The sequence below is a fragment of the Bacillus thuringiensis genome, assembly GCF_001595725.1.
Classification (GTDB): Bacteria; Bacillota; Bacilli; order Bacillales; family Bacillaceae_G; genus Bacillus_A; species Bacillus_A thuringiensis_K.
This window is the reverse complement of sequence record NZ_CP014283.1, coordinates 87,124-110,357: the sequence shown is the minus strand read 5'-3', so window position 1 is coordinate 110,357 and position 23,234 is coordinate 87,124. Positions and strand designations below refer to the sequence as shown.

Here is a 23,234-nt window from a genome sequence, read left to right as displayed (position 1 = left end):
ATTTACTTCTTAATTTTGATTATTTTTATAAAAAAGAAAAGTCTTAACAGTTAAGTGGATCAAAGACTAGATTGCAGCCATTATTTAATTTAAATAAAGAAAAGAATTATGGCAGTGAAATACACGTGCTACAATTCTTTTTAGTATATTTAAGATTTATTCAATTTGTCTTTATCGTCTACAGCTATATCCTCTTCTATATTTACAGTCTCTTTTACAACATAGATTGGTCGATTCTTACTTTCGTCATAAATACGAGCAATATATTGACTGACAATACCAAGACCAAGAAGTTGCACACCACTGAAGAATGTGATAGCAACCATAAGTGAAGCCCATCCAGTTTGAATATCTTGTCCAATAAATTTAACAATAACTGAGTATATTAAAACTGCAATAGAAATTAATACAGAAATTAAACCTAAAGTTATAACCATTCTTAGTGGCTTTGTAGAAAATGCAATAATACCATCTGAGGCAAATCTCATCATTTTCTTTAAGGGATATTTTGTTTCACCCGCAAAACGTTCATTTCTTACGTATTCAATATATGTTTGGCGGAATCCAATCCAAGACATCATTCCACGTACGAAACGATTTCGTTCTGTCATTTGTTTGAATACATCTGCTACTTTACAATCAATAAGACGGAAGTCACCTGTGTCTTTAGGAATATTAATATCAGACATGAAATTTAAGAAACGGTAGAAATATTTAGCTGTTACAAGTTTAAACCAAGTTTCACCATCACGCCGTTTTCTTTTCGCGTAAACAACCTCATAACCTTCTTCCCATTTTGCGATAAGTTCTGGGATGACTTCAGGTGGATCCTGTAAATCAGCATCAATGATTACGATAGCATCACCTTTAGCAACATCAATTCCTGCTGTTACAGCTATTTGATGTCCAAAATTACGAGCAAAGTTTATGATTTTAGCACGAGAATCTTCGGCTGAAATACCTTTTAAAATTTCCATCGTCCGATCGGTACTACCATCATTTACAAAGATAAATTCATAATTAATATTATTTTGTAGCATAACAGACTTTAAGCAATTATAACATTCTTGTGCTACTTCTTCTTCAAAATACATAGGAACGATAATTGAAATAAGTTGCTCCAAGCTTTTATCCTCCTTGCAGTAGGTATATATTAAATTATTGCAAATGATTTTGTTTGTTGAATGTCCAAAGTTTATTAAGAAAAAAATTCATTATCATACCAACACTGATAGAAACAAGTTGTGAGATAAACTTATTTATAAAAAGTTTATCAACTAATATGAATAAATTAATTGTATTAAAAGTTAATACAATTATATTTACGGTTAGGAATTTCAAAAATAATGATATCTCTTTATTTTTGAATTCAAAAACCCAATTTTTATTCCAATAATAACTGTTAATAACACCAATTAAATAAGCAAAGCAGTTAGCGGTAAGGTAATTAATACCAACTTTAATCAAAGCTATGTAGCTAATAATTGTGATAAATGTATTTAATATTCCTATCAAGCTAAACTTTAAAAATTTCTTCATAATGTAGTATCCTCATTTTTATAAAAGATATAAAAAATATATAATGATAATTTGCAGTTTTTTGTATAAATCAATGATTACTTTAAGGATGTATTAGGGATTACCATTTCAAAAAAGAAGATTGTACGTTTAGACATAAATGAACCGGTTCCCTGTAAGATAAAGAACCGGCTATCTATTTACTGTTGTTTTGATGGGATTTTTGTCTTGTAATGGTGATGATTATTAGTTTGATTACCATGTCTCTTTTGGTTGTTAGGCGTAATTTCATCAGCAAATTCCATATTTGCTAAATTTACTTTGGATGGAATAAATGATCTTGTTTTATTTTGAAAACCTTGGAACGTATGTTTTATAGGTTTCAGCATACTTGAATTACGTGTTGCCAATAACCCTAAAACTGTTCCTAATCCTAGTAAAGAAGCCCAAATCCATCCTTTATTGTTCTTCTTTTTATTTCCGAATAACTCAAGTATTCGTTGGATTATTTTCCTATAATTCAATGATGACATCAAAAAGTTAAGTATATTCAATTTTGTCCCCCCTATAAAAAATCGTAAAAAGAAACACTAGGTTCATTTCCACATTATTTATAATGCGATATTTTATAGAAATTTATAATACCAACTTATACTAATAATTCTTGATTTTTAAATTGGAACCCTTAATGTTACCAGAGTATTTTTGTTAAAATATGTAAAAATATTTCATGTGAAATTCAAAAATGAGATGAAAAGCTATATATTATTGAACTGGAATTTTATAAATTCTTTTTTAATAGCCGGTTATGTAACGTCGAGAGGGAGAGTAACGCAAAAATCGAGCCTACTAAGGCAAGTGACATATCCCATTGTGCATCCCATATATCGCCTTGCATACCTAAAAAGTCTTTTGCTGCTTTTCCTCCCTTTGCTAGTTGAAAAGCTAACCATTCAATGATTTCGTATAATGCAGCAATAGCAAGTGAAATACTTATACTAATCGTAATTAACCAAGGGCCTTCGGTTAGTTGAGTTTTCCGTAATAAAATTTCTCTTATCACAATGATAAACAAACCTTTTATCAGATGTCCAAATCGATCGTAGTGATTTCGTTTTAAATCAAAAATATCTTGTATCCAATTAAAAAGAGGCACCTCTGAGTATGTGTAATGACCACCGACAAACATTGTTATGGATAATATTGTAATAATCATATAAGAGAGAGTGGTGAGACGAAACTTATTGTACGTTGTAATTACAATGAATAAACCGAAAATAGCAGGGAAAGCTTCTGCTGCCCATGTCGAGTATTTTGCGGGGTTAATAACAGACCATATAAAAACAGCGATAACAACCAATAATAAAAATAGGTGAATCACTGTACGTTTGTTTCTTATCAATTTTTTCACTCCTATTGAAGTTTTTTGCTTAAAGTATTTGAAAAAAACAATTTCGTATACAGAGTAATTATGATTGTTAACTCCCTTTTCCATTTTATGATAGGCTTACAGATATCTTAAAATCTTACCTTTTCAATAATTATATTTAATTTTAATTAGATGTATGGGAAAAATACTGAAAAAACTTCAGCGTATTCTTTTTTTTAAAGTAGATGATAATAGCATAAATATTTAACTGAAAGGAGGAATAATCCGTGAGGAAAAGAAAATATTTACTTGCTTTTATGTCTACTGTTTTATCTGTAGGTTTGTTATGTGGTTGCAATGGCGTTGATGAAGATGAGCCAGATCCGACGGAAGAACCTTCCGAAGAAATTCGCGAAAACAATAATCAATAATAGCCTAGTATAGGAGTTATCATTAATATACTGTTATCAAACAGCTTAATTGGAGTAGAGCAATATGAAAAGTGATTAAGTAGAATATTTCCCTGTATAGTATTATTATTGGGTCCTGATTCCAGGCGTTTAAAGTTAAGATATATTGAAAAGATCTTATTAAGATTTCTTGTCAATTTCTCATAAGTTTTCAGTTTATTCGGAAATTTAGTGGTTTTAATTTTACAGTTTAGTGAAATAGTGGGTTTGAAGATAATATAAAGCGTCTGCAGAACAATAGTTATGGGTATAAGATGAAAATATTGTATGTGCATAGCAAAACATAACGGAAAATCAACAACATGAACGGAAGGATAAACAGTACTGTAGCATATGAACTTATTTGGTCTGTCTTAGGAGTCGTACAATACAAAATTGTAAGTCAGCAATCCTAAAAATAAGTTTTCCTTCGGTAGTAAGCGCTCCACTAACGATGTTCATCCTCAATATTTTCTTAAAACGTTTGAAGGAATTTAGTTTATTCATATAACTTTATGAAGAACATTAAATCTGTAGCATATGTAATTCCTTTTGAATGAATTCACTTATAGATCCTCATCTAAACTAAAAAATTTCACATATAACTTCATTTATGTTTGAAGTTTAAAAGCTCACCATAGATGATTTATAGAGAATGCAATTATAAATACAAGAAAATCTAATTTAAAATTGAAAATTCGTTCTATTTTGGTTAGATATGGAATAAATGAATTTTATTTCTCAATATTCACTGTATGTCACTTTTTTGTTTTTTTCTATATGATATTGGAAAAAGTATGCTTAATTTTATAACATAAATCCCCTACAAAATTATTACTCTACAAATTAATTTCTTAAAGAAAACTTCTTGTGAATATGTTACTAACTACATAAAGTGTAATATTAACAGAATTATTACCAAAGTATTAGGTTTTTAGAATAAAAATGAGTGCTCAAAATATCATTGCAATCTAGGAATAGAAATCGTAATTAAAATTTTTTGTTTTCTGTCAGGTATGTAAATCACTTTAGCTACTTTATGGGTAATTTCATGTGTTTTTTCTTTTGCTTAAGTTTATGAAATAGGAGTATTAGCGCTAAATATTGTAGCTAAGAGTATGTAAAGCATAGAAAATCCGAATTAAACAAAATAGGAGGAAAGTGAAAATGAAGCATCAAGATGATAGTAAAACTGGTTTGGAAATAGCGATTATTGGAATGGCAGGTAAATTTCCAGGTGCAAATGAAATAAACCAATTTTGGGATAACCTAAAAAATGGTGTTGATTCAATTTCTACATTTACTGAAGACGAATTAATTAAAGAAGGTGTTAATTTAGATGTTTTACAACATCCTAATTTTGTGAAAGCAAAAGGGTATTTGGAGGAAGTAGAATATTTTGATGAATCCTTTTTTTCTTATACACCTAGAGAAGCGAAAATAATGGATCCCCAAATCCGTATGTTACAGGAAACAACATGGGAAGCATTAGAGATGGCAGGCTATAATCCATTTGATTATGAAGGATTAATAGGGTTATATGTAGGAGCATCTACTAATTTTAATTGGATGAAGCACACGCCATTATTAAACAGTGATAGTGTGGTTGAGTTTTCAGAGGCGGGTACTCTTTCCTATAAAGATGCAATTTCGACGCTTACATCCTATAAGCTGGGACTTAAGGGACCGAGTTTTACATTATATACAGCATGCTCTACATCTCTTTTGAGCATTCATCTTGCATGTAGATCATTGTTAACTGGAGAATGCTCTATTGCAGCTGCAGGTGGAGTATCTATAACGTATCCTAAAAAGAATGGTTATAAATACCATGAAGGAATGACAAGTTCACCTGATGGCAAAGTACGTACTTTTGATGCAGAAGCCCAGGGTGCAGTTTTTAGTGATGGTGTAGGTATGATAATACTAAAGAGATTAGAAGATGCGATTGCTGATGGGGATACAATCTATGGTGTAATTAAGGGGTCAGCAGCAAATAATGATGGTGGTCGAAAAGTAGGCTATACTGCTCCGAGTGTTGAGGGACAGGCTGAAGTAATTCAAGCAGCACATAGTTTTGCCGAAGTTGATCCTTCTACTATTAGTTATATAGAAACGCATGGGACGGCAACACCATTAGGGGACTCTATTGAAGTAGAGGCTTTAAAGAGAGCGTTTCAAGATGTGGACAAGAAATCGTTTTGTGCAATTGGTTCTGTGAAGAGTAATGTAGGTCATTTAGATACAGCTGCAGGGGTAACGGGACTTATAAAGACAGTTTTATCTATGAGACATAAACAACTCCCGCCAACTTTAAATGTGAAGCGCCCTAACTCGAAAATTGATTTTATAGATAGCCCATTTTATATCAATACTGATTTGGTGAATTGGCAAAGTGAAGATAATGATCTTCTTCGAGCAGGTGTGAGTGCTTTCGGATATGGTGGAACTAACGTTCATATTGTATTAGAAGAAGCGCCTAAAGTTAAAAGTTCTGCTTCTACTAGAGAGAAAAAGTTAATGGTTCTTTCTGCTAGATCAAAAGAAGCTTTAAATAATGCTACAGTAAATATGGTTCAATATCTGGAATCGAATAAAGATGTTGAATTAGCAGATGTAGCATACACATTGCAAACTGGCCGTCGATCATTTCCGTATAGAAGAGCGGTCTTATGTAAGGATATAGATAGCGCCATAAACAATTTAAAAACAGTTAAAGATTTTCACATAAAAACGCAAGAAAATCCAGATTTGGTATTTGTGTTACCGGGCGAATACACATCAATTATTGAGAATGTAAAAGAATTATACCAAAAGGAACCATTATTCTTACAAGTATTTGAGCGTAATATGACTGATGCCCAAATGTATACTGGAAAAGCATTGAAAGAAGCATTCTTTAAAGGAACAGATGATAGCTTGGTTGAAGATTTAACCTTTTTCGTATGCTTGCAATCGATTATTGATGTATTAATTGAATGTGATGTACGTCCTTCTAACATTATTGGTACAGGCTTAGCTGGAATGGTTTCAGATATTTATAATAAATCTCTTAAGCCAGAAGATGTCCTGAATCAATTAGTTGAAAACTATACAGAGTTACAAACAGAATGGACGCATGGAGAAAAAGTAGAACTTCTAACACAAGTTAAGGATGTAGATCCTAATTCTGTGATTGTACATATTGGAGAGTTATTAAATTCTGAAATTAATAATAATCAGATTATTTTACAAGACAACTTCTTAGAGATATTGGGACAAGCGTGGGAGTTAGGAGTAGAAATTAATTGGAGTAAACTGTATGAAGAGGAATATAGATTACGTATTGCCTTACCAACATATCCTTTTGAGAAAAAACGATATTGGATAGATTCAGCTGAACAGAAAAATATAACTAATAATGAAGAAACATCGATAAAGAAACGTTCTAATATAGCTGAGTGGTTCTATACTCCAGGGTGGATGGAAAAAGAAATTGTAGATGTAACTAAAGGATCTACTAAAAGTTGGTTGTTATTTTTAGACAATGAGCATATAGGCTTAGCTCTTAAAGAAAAACTTGAAAGAGATGGACATCGTGTTATAACAGTCGGTGTGGGTCCTTCATATAAAAAGATTAGTTTAAATGAATTTACAATATGCCCTACTGAACAAGAAGATTATTATCAGTTATTTAATCAGCTACAAAAACAAGAGTGTTTACCAGAGGAGATTGTTCACCTATGGAATGTCGATAATAAGGATTTAGGTATCGAGACCTTAGATACTGGATTCTATTCATTAATATCACTTGCAAAGACAATTAGTAAATTTAATTTACTTTATCCTATCAATATAAATGTTATGACGAATAATATGCAAAAGGTAGTAGGAGACGAGTCTATTATTGCAGAAAAATCTACTCTTTTGGCTCCTATAAAAGTATTTCCGCAAGAGTATCCCAATATTAGATGCCGTAGTGTAGATTTTTTGTTGTCTGATAATGAAGAAGCATTAATATCAAACTTATATTCTGAGATTCAAACGGACATTATTGACACTGTAATAGCAATTCGAAATAATACTCGTTACATTCGAATTTATGAGCCTATACCTGATGAAAAAGTAAGTGAAATGCTAGTAATAAATGAAAATGAATCAGCTTCAAAAATTCCGAATATTCGATCGGGAGGGGTTTATTTAATTACTGGTGGAATGGGAGGAGTAGGCCTTAAATTAGCAGAATATTTGGCGCGTACAGTAAAGGCTAAACTAATATTAGTTAGTAGAACAGCTCTTCCTGATCGTGAAGAATGGGATCAAATTCTTCAATCACAGATTGAAAATGAACAATTATGTCAACGTATTAACCATATTCAGAAGTTGGAGTCATTGGGAGCAAAAGTAATGACAGCTGTTGCAGATGTAGCTGATGAAGAGCAGATGAGAAACGTGATTCATCAGGCTGAGGCTAATTTTGGTCACATAAATGGGGTAATTCATGCAGCAGGTGTCTTACGTGTTAAATCAGCTCAGTGTCCAATGGAAAAGATAAGTAGGATTGAATGTGAAGAGCAATTTCTTCCTAAAGTACATGGTGTGCTAGTTCTTGATAAGTTATTGAGTAATTATAATCTTGATTTTTGTTATCTTGTTTCATCACTTTCACCTATTTTGGGTGGTTTAGGTTTTGTAGCCTATTCAGCAGCAAATCTTTACTTAGATAGTTTTTCAGACAAAGTGAGTAATACATCTAATAATCGATGGACTAGTATTAACTGGGGAGATTGGCAGTACACGGGAACTGAACAGGTTAATAAAATATTCAATGCTCAAAGTATAGAAGCACTTGAAATGACATCTGAGGAAGGACAAAAAACATTCCAATGTGTGCTTGGTTTAAGTGGTTTAAATCAGGTGATTATTTCTTCAGGAGATTTAAATAAACGTTTTGATCAATGGATCAATCTGAATTCTCGCAAACGGATTTCTGAATTGGAAACTCAAACGAAAACGGGAGATAAGTTCAGAAATCAAGATGAAGTAGAGGAAGTAATTATAGGAATTTGGAAAGAGTTTTACAGTGTTGATACTGTAAATGTAAATGAAAATTTCTTTGATCTTGGTGCAACTTCACTTCATATAATTCAAATTCATGAGAGATTAATTAATAGATTAGAAAAACATATTTCAATTGGAGTTATGTTTGAATATCCAAGTATTCGTTCTTTAGCGAGATACTTAAGTGGAGATAAGCAGAAGAATCAAGTTAAACATACAAAACGTTTTAATCGAAAAACAAAAGAAGATAACGATATTGCAATTATAGGAATAGATGGACGTTTTCCTGGAGCACAGAATGTAAATGAATTCTGGAATAATATAAAGTCTGGTACAGAGTCTATTCAATTTTTTACAGATGAAGAGTTAATTGAATCTGGTGTAAATCCTATGGAAGTAAAAAGCCTTAATTACGTTAAAGCGAAAGGGTATTTAGAGGGAACTGATAATTTTGATGCTCCATTCTTTGATTATACACCTCAAGATGCATCGTTAATGGATCCGCAACTACGAGTATTTCATGAATGTGCGTGGTCTGCCCTTGAACATGCTGGATATAATATCGAGACATACCCGGGCCTAATTGGTGTATATAGTGGGGCATCTCCTAACTTATATTGGCAAGTGTTATCTACTCTTTCAGAGGCAAATGAACCAGCTGGGCAATTTTTAATTTCATTACTTAACGACAAAGACTCGCTTAGTACTCAAATTTCTTACAAATTTAACCTTAAAGGACCAAGTATGAATATCTTTACGGGATGTTCTACATCATTGGTGGCTATTCATAATGCATGCCAAGCATTATTACAGGGGCATTGTGATATTGCTATAGCCGGGGGAATTACATTAACTCAACCTGAAAAAGCAGGTTATACCTACCAAGAAGGAATGCTGTTTTCTTCAGATGGTCATTGTCGTCCTTTTGATGAAAATGCAAATGGAATGCTTTTTGGAGACGGAGTTGGGATTGTTGTCCTGAAGCCTTTACAGGAAGCTATAAATGATGGAGATACTATACATGCAGTAATAAAAGGAACGGCGATCAATAATGATGGGAATCGGAAAATTGGTTACACTGCACCTAGTGTAGAGGGCCAAGTAGAAGTTATTAAAATGGCGCAACATGAAGCAAATGTAGAACCTGAGTCCATTTCCTATATTGAAACACACGGAACTGCTACTAAACTAGGAGATACCATTGAGATCAAGGCGCTTAGTGAAGTGTTTAACTCTAATGAAAAACAATCTGTACCAATTGGATCTGTTAAAGCAAATGTAGGCCATCTAAATGCAGCATCCGGTGTTGCCGGTCTAATTAAAACGGTCTTTGCGATGAAAGATCAGGTTCTTCCGCCAAGTGTGAATTTTACAAAACCAAACAAGCAAATTGGATTTGAAAAGACACCTTTTTATGTAAATCAACAATTAAATGAGTGGAAAAAGGATAATAAACCATTACGTGCAGGTGTTAGTTCATTTGGTATTGGTGGTACAAATGCACATATTATTTTGGAGGAGGCACCAAAGCTTGAAGCAACATCAAATAGTAGACCATACCAGATGTTAATGATTTCGGCAAAATCGAAAGATGCTTTGGATCGTATGACTTTGAATTTAGGAAATCACCTTGAACAGAATCCTCATGTGAATTTGGCAGACGCTAGTTATACATTGCAAATTGGACGTAAGGAATTCAAGCATAGGAGAGCTTTAGTTTGTTCCAGTACTCAAGAAGGAATTGAACTGTTAAACCAGCCAGAAGGAAGAAGAGTACAATATGTAAATGTAAAAGAGGAACATCCTAAAGTTAACTTCCTGTTTTCTGGGAATGGATCGCAATATGTAAACATGGGGTTAGAATTATACGAACAAGAGGCAATTTTCCGTGAAGCTATGGATGAATGCTTTGCAATCCTTCAATCTGTTACGAATGTAAACATGAAAGAAGTGTTATACCCAACTACTTTCAGTATTGATGAGGCGACGGAAAAATTAAAAAGAATGGAATTTAGTCAACCAATTCTTTTCGCGTTTGAATACTCAGTTGCGAAACTATTAATGGGTTGGGGAATTAAACCTGAAGCAATGATTGGATATTCATTTGGTGAATATGTGGCTGCTTGTTTAGCAGAGGTATTTACTTTGGAAGATGCACTTAAATTGGTTGTAAAAAGAGGTCAGCTAATGAGTAGTCTTCCTGCAGGAGTAATGCTTAGCGTTCCACTTCCAGAAGAGGAATTAATTCATTTGATTAATTCTTTTGAAAAAGAATATCAACATACCATTTCTTTAGCAGTAGTTAATGGTCCAGCTTGTATAGTTTCTGGGACAGAAGAAGCAATTGTAGATTTTGAAAATGAATTAAAGAAAAAGCGTTTAATGTGTATGCGAGTAACAATAGAAGGAGCAGCACATTCACACGAACTGGATTCAATTCTGGACGAGTATGCTTCCTATGTTAGTACATTAACACTCAGAGAACCTAAAATACCTTATTTGTCAAACTTGACTGGTACTTGGATACGACCTGAAGAAGCAACAAACCCAGTTTATTGGGTAAAACACATGCGTGGAACTGTTCGATTCTCTGATGGAATTCAAGAGTTGAATAGGGACAATACAAGTCTATTCATCGAGATTGGTCCTGGAAATGATCTTAGTAGGCTTACTAGTCGCCTTTTAGATTATGAAAATGGTAATGAAAGAATATTTAATACGGTTCGATCCGTTCAACAAGATGTATCAGATATGTATTTCTTATTTAGTCACATCACTCGAATGTGGGTAACAGGTATTTCTATAGATTGGGAACAATTTTATAAAGATGAGAAGAGAAGACGTATCCCATTACCAATGTATTCTTTCAATAAAATATCTTATAAATTACAAGGTAATCCGTATGATTTAGGTCAAAAGCTTAATAGTAAGCAATCTAAAATTAGTAAGAATAACAACATTTCTGAATGGTTCTATACGCCACAATGGAAAAGTTCTACATTGTTTGAACCAAATCATGATGTGAATGAGACATGGATTGTTTTTGTAGATCAAGAAGGATTAGGTAATGAACTAGTTAAGGACTTATTAAATAAAGGGCAGAGAGTAGTTACAGTAGAACCTGGCTTTGGTTTTAATAAGGAGAATAACGATCGCTTCATTATAAATCCTGAAGAACGTACAGATTACGTTAAGTTATTGGATGAAGTACAAGAAATATGTGGTTTACCTACAAGAATAGTTCATATGTGGGGAATTACGGATGAGGAAAGACAAGCCTCAATTGAATATATAAATTGTAAACAAAACTTAGGATTCTATTCAATTTTTTACTTAACTCAGGCACTAGGAGACAAGAATATATCTGATTCAATCTCAATTCGAATCATTACAAATGGTGTTCAACAAGTGTTTGGTGATGAAGAATTAATTCCAGAAAAATCAACTGTACTTGGAACGTCATTAGTTGTTCCGCAAGAGTATTCTTATCTTTCTTGTTCAAGTGTTGATGTTGTTTTACCTCTAAACAAAGAATTGAAGAGTAGGCTAATAAATCAATTAGTAGAAGAATGTCTTTCAAATACGAATGATAAAATGATTGCTTATCGAGGAAATAAAAGATTTGTTCAAACTTATGAGCCTATACAACTAGAACAGCCAGCTAAAGAGAAATTGCCTTTACGAAAAAATGGAGTTTACCTTATTACAGGAGGACTCGGAGGTATTGGTACAATTCTTGCGAAACATTTGGCTCAAACTGTACAAGCCAACTTAGTTCTTCTTACACGTACAGGTCTGCCAAATCGTGATGAGTGGGATATGCATTTGAAGGAAAATACGATGTATTCGGACAGAATTCGTAAAGTTTTAGAGATAGAAGAAACGGGATCTAAAGTTTATGTACTTGCTGCTGATGTTACAGATCAATCACAACTATACGAAGTAATTCATAAGGCAGAACAAAAATTTGGAAAGATTAATGGTGTAATTCATGGTGCAGGTATTCTTGGTGGAAAGACTTTTAATTTGATTCAGGAACTTGAAAAAGAGGACTGTGAGGAACAATTTTCTGCAAAAATTTATGGTCTTCTCAATTTAGAAGAGTGCTTACGAAATAAAGATTTAGATTTTTGTGTTCTAATGTCTTCAATTTCAGCGGTCTTAGGTGGATTAGGTTATGTATCATATGCTGCTTCAAATATATACATGGATGTTTTTGCACAATATATAAATCGTTATTCCAACCTGCCTTGGATAAGTGTCAATTGGAGTGATTGGAAATACTGGGAAGATGAAGAAAAAGATATGCAGATAGGTGCAAGTGTACATGAATTATCTATGACACCTGAAGAAGGAGTTCAGGCCTTTAATATAGCACTGTCATGGAAACAAGGGGAAGTACTGATTCATTCTCCAGGGGAACTGCAAGCACGGATTGATCAATGGGTGTTATTAAATTCTTTCAATGATGAGAAGGAAGAAGAATTAGATTCTACGTTATACCATTCTAGACCACAACTCTTGACTGAATATGTAGCACCTCGTAATGAGGTAGAAGAAAAGCTTTCAAAAATTTGGAGAAATATATTTAAAGTTTCAGAAGTTGGTGTTCATGATGATCTTCTGGAACTAGGTGGAGATTCACTTAAGGCTATTACTATTGTTTCAAAAATTCATAAAGAGTTTAATGTTGAAGTTCCTATTAAAGAACTCTTTACTCTATCAAATGTTGAGAAACTAGCAAATTATATTTCAAGGGCAGATAAGAGTGAATTTGATGTTATTGTTCCAGCTGAACCTAAATCTCATTATCAGCTTTCTTCAGCTCAGAAGAGATTTTATGTATTACACCGATTGTATCCAGAAAGTACAGCTTATAATGATACTTCCGTTATTCTTTTGAATGGAAAATTAAACATTGAACGTTTAGAAAAGGCGTTCACTCAATTAATTAAGCGTCATGAGATATTTAGAACTACTATTGAAATGAAAAATGATAAACCGGTACAAATTATTCATGATCATGCTGATTTCCATATTACTCAAATTGAGGGCTTTGAATCTGAAGTGGAACAAATAATTAATGAGTTTATTCGCCCATTTAATTTTAATAATGCTCCATATTTCCGTGTAGGGTTAATTAGATTGGAAGAACAAAAACATATTTTAATTATTGATTTACATCATATAGTAACTGATGGAGTTTCCTATGATATTTTCGTTAGAGATCTATTTGCGCTTTACTCTGGAGAGAAATTACCAAGTTTGAAAATACAGTATAAGGATTACTCAGAATGGCAGCAGAGTGAAAAAGAAAAAGAAATTGCTCTCAAACATGAACAGTATTGGCTAGAGCAGTTTAAAGATGGTGTACCTGTCTTGAATATGCCTACAGATTATACAAGACCTGAAATAATAGATCTGAAAGGTAGTAAAATATCCTTTACTATTGATTCCAATGTTACCAAGAAAATTAAGCGTCTATTAGCAAAAGAAGAAACAACATTATATACGCTAATGCTCTCTGTATATAATATTTTGCTAGGTAAATATACTGGCCAAGAGGATGTTGTTATTGGTTCACCAATTACTGGTCGCCCACATGCGGATTTACAAGATATTATAGGAGTATTTGTAAACATGTTAGGGATAAGGAATTATCCAAGAGCTGAACAAAGGTTTACTCAATTCCTATTTGAAGTAAAAGAACAGGTCTTACAAGCGTTTGAACATCAAAAATGTCAATATGAGGACCTGGTTAATCAATTAGGACTTCAAGGAACGTATAATAGGAACCCACTTTTCGATGTTTCATTTGTTATGCAAAATATGGATGCAGATCATATGTTTATCGATGGTTTAGAACTAAAGACATATGATCACGACTTTAAGCGCGCGCAAATGGATTTATTGCTAAGAGTGGTTGAATTGGAAGATACAATTGAACTGACTATGGAATATGCAACCTCTTTATATACTAGGGACACGGTTCAAAAGTTATGTGAGCGTTATGTTGAGATTTTTGAACAAATTGTAGATCATCCTGAAATTTTATTAAAAGATATTTCATTTAAACAAGAAATTCAAGAACTGCAACCAGTTAAGGTATCAGTAGATTTTGGGGATTTTAACTTTTAATTGATTATTGTCAGGAGTGAGTAACTATGGTTGAACGAATAGCGAATAAAGATAAAGTAATTGCCGCAAATGAACGAATAAAGGAAAGAGAATTTTGGTTAGAAAACTTATCAGGGGAACTGGCTGACTGCCATTTCCCTTATGATTACCGGACATCAAACAAACAGGTGAATTTATCAAATGTTAGCATAAAACTAAAAGAGGAATTGTCCGAGAAGATTTTAAAGTTAGCAAATGGATCAGATCTTCAATTGCACATGATTCTTACTGCTGGACTTACTTTGCTGTTAAATAAATATACTAGATTGCAAGATATATGCATTGGTACACCTGTTTTAAAACAAGACAGTGATACTAACCTTATTAATACTTTGTTAGTTTTAAGACATGGTCTTGAGGAACATATGACATTTAGACAAATTCTCCAGCAAGTTAGTACAGTAATGGTTAATGCTTTAGAACATCAAAATTTCCCATTGGAAAGTTTACAACCGGTTTTGAGTAACTACCTTCCAGAGGGGCGTAATTATCCATTCCGTACTGCAATTTTGCTAGAGGAAATTCAAGATTTAAATTATTTAAGTGAGAGCAATGCTGAGATTATATTCTCTTTCCGTCAAGTAAATAGGTGTATAGAAGGTGATATGTATTTTAATGAACATCTATACAAAACATCTAATGTTACGCGATTTGGTCATCATTTTATAGACTTGTTAGAGCAAGCTTTACTACAACCGAATACGCCCCATATAGATTTAGATTGGGTTAGTGATAATGATATAAGAGAGTTAATTGCATTTAATCAAACTGAGTTAGATTACCCGCATCATTTAACGGTGATACAGTTATTTGAAGAACAAGTTATGCATAATCCAAATAAACTTGCTGTTTCTGATGACAAAAGAGAAATAACATACGCTCAATTAAAAGAAAAGGTAGATCTGGTTGCCAGTTCTCTACATAAAAAAGGAATTGGAAAAGGACACATTGTTGGTCTTATGATGGATCGATCAATTGATGCAGTCATTGCAATGCTAGGTATTTTAAAAAGTGGGGCTGCTTATTTACCTATTAACATATATTTGCCGTATAAACGGATAGAGGCGATGCTAAAAGAATGTAAATCTCCACTTTGTATAGTAAAACCAGAGGTTATTAGTGAAGATTTTACAAGAGAAATCCAGGATTGTAGTATGGTGAGTTTTAATGAACTACTTGAAACAGAGTTGGTTAGTTTCCCTTCAGTAAGTACACCTTACGATTTGGCATATGTTATTTTTACCTCTGGAACTACAGGTAATCCTAAAGGAATTATGGTTGAAAATCGTAGTGTTGTAAATTTAATATTTGGGTTAAAAAATGAAATATATGATAAATATAGTTCTTCTATGCGAATCGGGTTAGTTTCCCCTTTTGAGTTTGACGCTTCAGTACAAAACATGTTTGGTGCGCTTCTATTAGGAAATAGTTTATTTATAGTACCTGAGGAAGCAAGAACTGATGGGCAGAAGCTAATTAATTTTTATCAAGAAAAGCAAATAAATATCGCGGATGGAACGCCGATGCATCTTCGATTATTAACTAATTTTATAGATGAAGAAATAGAATATTCATTTAAACATTTTATTATTGCTGGAGAGGAATTACCACCGAAATTAGCACGGAAATTCCTTGGTTTATTTAATGAAAACTGCCGACCAAATTTAACAAATGCTTATGGACCTACAGAGACAACTGTAGATTCTACATGTTATCATGTTCAGCACGCTGAGTTAGAATTTATGAATCAATTACCAATAGGAAGGCCTCTAGCTAATCAAAAAGTTTATATTATGGGTGATAATCAACAATTACAACCCGTTGGAATTCCTGGGGAATTGTGTATTTCAGGAGAAGGATTAGCAAGAGGCTATTTAAATCAACCTAAGTTAACTATGGAGAAATTTGTTCCTATACAAATCAACAAAGAGGGTTCTTCTATTATAGATGACAAGGTATATCGTACTGGAGATTTGGCTCGCTGGTTACCAGATGGAAATCTTGAATATTTAGGCCGTATGGATGATCAAGTCAAAATTCGTGGATTACGAATTGAATTGGGAGAAATAGAAAAGCAACTATTACGATATCCTGAAATTGGTGAAGCTATTGTAATTACACGTAAAAAAGAGGGAGAAGATGCTCCGGTTTTATGTGCATATGTTGTTATGAATTCTTCAGCTAAAGTAGAAGAGGTACGCCAATTCCTTAGAGAGTATTTACCTTTTTATATGATTCCTGCATACATCATCCCGATTGAGCAGTTTCCAATCTCATCAAACGGTAAAATAGATCGGAAAGCTCTTCCAGATCCAATTTGGGAGCAATCCACAGCTTTATTTATTGAACCACGTAATGAAATTGAACAAATGCTCTCTGAGATATGGAAAGTAGTACTTGGAATAGAGAAAATAGGTGTGAATGATAACTTTTTCGAATTAGGAGGTAATTCTTTACAAATTACTTCTGTTGTTTCTCACATATATAAACGTTTAGGTGTAGATGTACCTATACGTGAAATGTTTCAAAGGCCTACAATTATGCTATTAGCGGAGTATATAGAGAAATATGAAGGGAAGAAAAATTATTCTCAAATTGAGATTGTACCTGATAGAGAATTTTATCAAGCTTCTTCTTCACAAAAAAGATTATATATATTAAACCGCTTTGCTGGAATAGGAACTGCCTACAATATACCAGGTGCAATGTTAATAGAAGGTGAGTTTGATTTTATAAAGGCAGAACAATGTGTCAAAGAATTAGTAGAACGTCATGAATCATTAAGAACTTCATTCCAATTTATTAAAGGTGAACCAGTTCAATTTATTCATGATAGTTTAGATATTAGAATTGAACATTTATATAAATCTGATAGATCAACAATTGAAGAGCTAATACAGGAATTTGTTCGTCCTTTTCAGTTAGATAGGGCTCCACTTATGCGCGTCGGTTTAATGAAATTAGAATTCAATCAATATCTGTTACTATTTGATCTTCATCACATAATAGCAGATGGAGTATCTTTAGCGAAGTTAGAAAAAGAGTTTATAGATTTATATTCAGGCAAAGCCTTAGAGCCTATTAAAATACAATACAAAGATTATGCCAATTGGCAAACCAACCGTTTACATGATGAAGGGCTGAAAGAAATTGAAGAGTATTGGGTAGAGAAGTTTAAAGGTGAGTTACCAATTCTTATGTTCCCAACCGATAAGCCACGTGGGCTAAATCAAACTTTTGAAGGTGATAGATTAGTATTCCATTTAACACCTGAACTTTCTAATAAATTAAAATCCTTTGCGGATGAAAGAGAAGCTACTTTATATATGGTACTTCTTTCGTCACTAAATATAGTATTGCATGTGTATACGCAACAGGAAGATATTATAGTAGGTTCTCCAATTGCAGGAAGAATTCATCATGATCTTGAGCCTATCATAGGTATGTTTGTAAATACTCTACCTATGAGAAATCATCCTAAAGCGGAAAAGACGATAATTCAATTCTTAAATGAAGTAAAAGAAAATGCGCTAGAAGCATTTCAATATCAAGAATACCCATTTGATGAGTTAGTAAATAAGTTAGACATGGCTTATCATACTAATCGAAATCCTGTATTTGATGTCATGTTAGTAATGCAGAATATCGGAAGAACATCAGAAAAAATAAAAGATATTACATTTAAATCATACGAAATTAAGCATCAAGCTTCAAAGGTAGATATGAGTATAGAAGTTTTTCCGGAAGAAGAGGGTCTGCGATTAGAATTGGAATACGCGACAGGACTATATTATCCGCAAACTATAGAGCGGTTTATGATGCATTTTATAAATACGCTAGAGTGGATGGTAGCTAATCCTGAAGCAAAAATTGAAGACGTTAATGTTTTAAGTAAAAGTGAAGCCACAAGGATGTTAAATGAACTTAATAATACAAAATTAGATTTTACTCAGGGTAAATTAGTTCATCAATTTTTTGAGGATCAGGTTGAAAATAAACCAGAAGAAATCGCAGTTATTTCAAATGATATACCGTACAGTTATTCGTATATCAATAATCGAGCAAATCAGCTTGCTCGTATTCTTAGACAAAAAGGTGTAGATCAGGAAACTAAAATTGGTATCGTTGTGGAAAGATCCGTAGAAATGATTATAGCTATATTTGCTGCGCTAAAATCTGGAGCCGCATATGTACCAATTGATCCTGAATATCCAAAGCGTCGAATGGAACATATTTTAGAGGATTGTAATCTTCAATTTGTACTTACAGAATCTAAATACGTAGGTGAAATTCCATTTGTAGGAGAGATTATTGATTTAAAGCAAGAAAATTTGTACGTTGGTGATACAAGTAACCTGGAGGTTACTGGAAAACCAAATAACTTAGCTTATATTTTATATACCTCAGGTTCTACAGGTAGACCAAAAGGAGTCATGATTGAACATTGTAGTATTGTGAATTTCTTATTTTCAATGACTCATTTATATCCTATGGATGAATCAGATACGTATTTACTGAAGACGCCTTATATATTTGATGTATCTGTTTTAGAGTTGTTTGGGTGGACCATAGTAGGTAGTAAATTAGTAATAATGGAAAATGGGGAACATCGAAACCCAAGGGCAATTTTAAGAACTATAGATAAATATGATGTAAAATTATTAAATTTTGTACCATCTATGTTTAGAGCATTCGTAAATACACTTAATAATGAAAATTGCCAGGTTTTAAATAAAGTAAAGTATATATTACTTGCAGGTGAAGCTTTGACACATGAGGTGGTTAATAAATTTAAAAAGCATCGACTATCGACTCAAATAGAAAATATGTATGGTCCTACTGAGGCGACGGTTATTGCAAGTACATTTTCACTTCAAGAAAGTGAAAACTATAATACTATTCCTATTGGAAAGCCTATTCCGAATGTAAGGCTTTATATACTTAATCAAAAACAGAGACTTCAGCCTATTGGCGCGGTAGGAGAGCTGTATATTGCGGGAGAAGGGCTTGCAAGAGGATATGTAAATCAAATGAGATTAACTGAAGAAAAGTTTTTACCAGACCCATTTGTAAAAGGGGAGAAAATGTACAGGACAGGAGATCTTTCACGCTGGTTACCTCATGGGAATATAGAATTCCTCGGTAGAAATGATGAACAATTAAAAATTAGAGGATATCGAATCGAGCCAGGGGAAATTTTAGATGCTTTATCTTCACATCATGCAATTAAAGAAGCAGTGATAGTAGACATTCAAGATGAAGATGGGCAGAAAAAACTTGTAGCTTATTTCGTAGCAAAATCACTTGTATCCATTTCTGATTTGAAATTGCATCTTGCGAAATTAGTTCCGAGTTATATGATACCTACTTTCTTTGTTGAAGTTGAAAACATACCATTAACACCAAGTGGAAAGGTTGATCGACATTCCTTACCTTCACCTAGATCTTTACCTAAGAATGAGGAGGAGAGTATGATGTCTCCTAGTAATGAGTTAGAATCTCGTTTAGTTGAAATATGGAAAAGTATATTGAAGATTGAAGCTGTCGGTGTAGAGGATGATTTCTTTGACTTAGGAGGAAATTCTCTACTAGCTATTGAGCTTGATCTTGCTTTAGAAAATGAGAATCTTAATACGGACGACTTAGTCGCATATACAAAACGCAATATTAAACAACTAGCTGCTTATATAGCAGAAAAGAAAAATAATTAGTATTACTTCATATTGTAAACACGACTTTTAAGAGTTTAAATTTACACTTGCTATACTGTGGGATTAAAGGAGCTTTCCCTCTTAGCTTTCTGGAATGTAAGTGTTTATTCTGGTGACTATGAGTTAGGGAATTCTCCTCCCTATTATAGAAAGATTAAAATAAAAAAGTGATTCGAGAAATAAGATTCTTTATATGAAATGCGTTAATAATAATTGATAGCTTTTTAAAGAAGATATACATATCTCTGTAAATTTAGTATAGAGAAATAACCAAATTACAATAGTTTTTCCTGTTGGTAAAAATATAGAGGTGAGTAAATGGGAAATTATACTTCTTCAATCTTATATGATGTAGAGCCTTGTAAAAGTTCTGAACAGAATTGTATTGATGATGTAATTGCTACGTTAGCTAATTGGTTTAAGCGTAAACATTATTTAATGTACGCTAGATTATGGGATTTTGGTTTTTCTCCTGTCGATAATGGGAATTTAGGGGATGGATTATTTACAGAGTCTGGTTATTTTGTAAGTGATTTAGAAAAATATCATGGTATAAAAAGTACTATATTTGATACAGATTCATCCGATGAAGGATTTGAAATTATATTAGAACAGTTATACTCGGGATTTCCTGTGGTGTTAACCATGAATGCTTACTGGCTTCCTTGGGATGAAAATTATCTAAAAAATCATATTGTTCATTCATTTGTTGTTGTAGGGTATGAGCCCGAAGAAGACTGTTTAATTATTACCGATCCATATTTTATGGTTAAAAATGCACAACTTTCAATAGAACTTTTTCATAAGGGTTATCAAAAAGTAAGTACTTTAAAAGTTACTGAAGATGAGATCACAGACATACAATCGATTACAACCGATTTGTCAAATTGGATAAAACATATAAAAGATGAAAAACATATTTTTTCACAAATGCACCTTTTTGCTACGAAACTAATAAGTAGGTTTGATTTAAATAAAGAGACAGATGGATATTTAGACTTTAATGATGTTCCGTTATTCTCACATTTAGGTCAAGTTGTAGATGGCCGAGTGAAGTTTTCAAAAATGCTTTCGTTTCTTGGTGAGCGTTATCACTCGGACTTTCAAACTATCGCTGAATCTATGAAGACAGCAGCTGCCAATTGGGGAGTAATTCGCGGATCATTGATAAAAATGCACTTAACAAAATCAGTAACTAAAGAAGGAATAGTAAACATTTCAGATAAAATTCACCATGCTGCACAATACGAGCAAAATTTAGCTGAACAAATAATGACATTTCTTTTTTCTGTTATAGAAGGTAATACAAAGAATGTAATTATAGATTCTTCTCCATTGATGGAGACTACTAATTATGTAAAACCACTCAATGATATGGAGAGAAAGCTAGTTGATATATGGAAAGAAGTTATAGGTAATCCTTGTATTGGTGTGGAAGATAATTTTTTCGCACTTGGTGGTCATTCCCTTCATGCTACTGTAATCAACGCTAAAATATGGAAAGAATTTAACGTGCAATTATCATTGGCAAATCTTTTTGAGTATCCAACAATAAGCACTCTAAGTCATTTTATTAAAAATTCAAAAGAAAATAGGTTGCAAGATATAGAAATAGTACCGGAATCTGAGGTATACCCGGTTTCATCGACTCAAAAAAGAATGATGTTATTACAAGAGATGGATGGGGCACAGATGACATACAATGTACCAAGTTGTTTTATTCTTAAAGGAACGGTGGACCGGAAAAGGATAGAATTAGTCTTTGAAAAGCTTATTAAACGTCATGAAATACTCAGAACACAGTTTGAGTGGCAGGGGGATCAGTTAGTACAGAGAGTATTAGAACAGGTAACATTTGAGCTAGAAATGATAAAGGGAGAGTATAAAGAATGGTTGCAACCATTTAATCTTTCTAAGGTTCCGTTAATGCGGGCTGGACTAAAGGAGTTAAAAGATAATAGTTATTTACTTGTAATTGACCTTCATCACATCATAACAGATGGCGTGTCTTTAAGTATATTTATGCATGATTTTAAGGCCCTATATGCTGGGGAAACATTGCCGGAAAATCGTTTGCAATATAAAGATTATGCTGTGTGGGAACAAAAATTATTATCTTCTAAAGAATTTGATATCCATGAGAAATACTGGGAAGAATTATTCTCAGGGGATATACCAGTTCTTGAATTACCATATGATCGAGGTCGGCCACCTGTAAAGAGTTTTGAGGGTGAACAATATAATTTCCAAGTAAACAAGGAAATTACTCGGAAAATAAAAAAAATAGCACTAGAAACTGATACGACACCTTTTATGTTACTTATGGCTACCTTCACTATTTTTCTGTACAAGCATGGGGAACAAAAGGATGTCATTATAGGATCACCAGTTGCAGGTAGGCCGCATGCTGATCTGTTACCTCTTATGGGGTTGTTTGTAAATACAATTGCATTACGTTATCAAATAAATCCAGATCAATCTTTTATTAATCACTTGAAAAAAGTGAAAAACGATACGTTAGAAGCTTTCGAACATCAGGTGTATCCATTTGATCAGTTAGTGGAAAAATTAGATCTTTCTAGAGACTTAAGCCGAAGTGCTTTATTTGATGTCATGTTTGTATTACAAAATTCGGATGAAAAACATACAGTTGTGGATGGATTAGAAATTAGCACGGAAACAAACACAGATACACTAACAAGTAAGTTTGATTTAACTCTTATTGCTGAAGAAAATAAAGATATATATGAATTCACTTTTGAATATGCTACATCTTTATTTGATAAATCAACAATAGTAGAATTTGGACGGCGATTTAACCTTCTATTAGAAGAAATAACAACTCATCCTAATGTTAGTCTAAAAGATATTCAAATGTTAACAAGTGAGGAAAAAGAACTTGTTTTATCTGCGACTCAGGAGAAAGAAAAAATAAAAATAGAGACTGATTTTAATTGGGATATAGGTTAA

At 32.9% G+C, this 23,234-nt stretch carries 8 protein-coding genes; 4 read left to right on the top strand and 4 right to left on the bottom strand.

What is annotated here, in order from left to right; translation table 11 throughout:
* Positions 1-149 precede the first annotated feature (149 nt).
* The 4 genes from AXW78_RS26670 to AXW78_RS26655 all read right to left on the bottom strand — a co-directional run bounded on the left by AXW78_RS26670 (position 150) and on the right by AXW78_RS26655 (position 2,920).
* Positions 150-1,124, bottom strand: a complete 975-nt coding sequence (locus tag AXW78_RS26670) for a glycosyltransferase family 2 protein (protein WP_046946693.1) — start codon at positions 1,122-1,124, stop codon at positions 150-152.
* A 34-nt stretch (positions 1,125-1,158) separates the two neighbouring features.
* A complete protein-coding gene (locus AXW78_RS26665) occupies positions 1,159-1,539 on the bottom strand; it encodes a GtrA family protein (protein WP_046946694.1) in 381 nt (126 codons plus the stop codon).
* 179 nt (positions 1,540-1,718) lie between these two features.
* On the bottom strand, positions 1,719-2,072 hold the full coding sequence (locus AXW78_RS26660) for a hypothetical protein (RefSeq protein ID WP_046946695.1): 354 nt from the start codon (positions 2,070-2,072) through the stop codon (positions 1,719-1,721).
* A gap of 227 nt (positions 2,073-2,299) precedes the next feature.
* Positions 2,300-2,920 (bottom strand): DUF2238 domain-containing protein, encoded by a 621-nt coding sequence (locus AXW78_RS26655; RefSeq protein ID WP_061884898.1) that lies wholly within the window; start codon positions 2,918-2,920, stop codon positions 2,300-2,302.
* 254 nt (positions 2,921-3,174) lie between these two features.
* On the opposite strand from AXW78_RS26655, the gene AXW78_RS34545 reads away from it, so the two are divergent.
* From AXW78_RS34545 to AXW78_RS26640, 4 genes are all read left to right on the top strand, one after another.
* Complete coding sequence (locus AXW78_RS34545; RefSeq protein ID WP_001231640.1) at positions 3,175-3,318, top strand: hypothetical protein; 144 nt, start codon at positions 3,175-3,177, stop codon at positions 3,316-3,318.
* A 1,185-nt stretch (positions 3,319-4,503) separates the two neighbouring features.
* Complete coding sequence (locus AXW78_RS26650; protein WP_061884897.1) at positions 4,504-14,514, top strand: type I polyketide synthase; 10,011 nt, start codon at positions 4,504-4,506, stop codon at positions 14,512-14,514.
* 26 nt (positions 14,515-14,540) lie between these two features.
* Positions 14,541-20,264, top strand: a complete 5,724-nt coding sequence (locus AXW78_RS26645; RefSeq protein WP_061884896.1) for a non-ribosomal peptide synthetase — start codon at positions 14,541-14,543, stop codon at positions 20,262-20,264.
* A 318-nt stretch (positions 20,265-20,582) separates the two neighbouring features.
* The gene (locus AXW78_RS26640) at positions 20,583-23,234 is read left to right on the top strand and encodes a condensation domain-containing protein (protein WP_061884895.1); all 2,652 of its coding nucleotides are present in this window, start codon (positions 20,583-20,585) and stop codon (positions 23,232-23,234) included.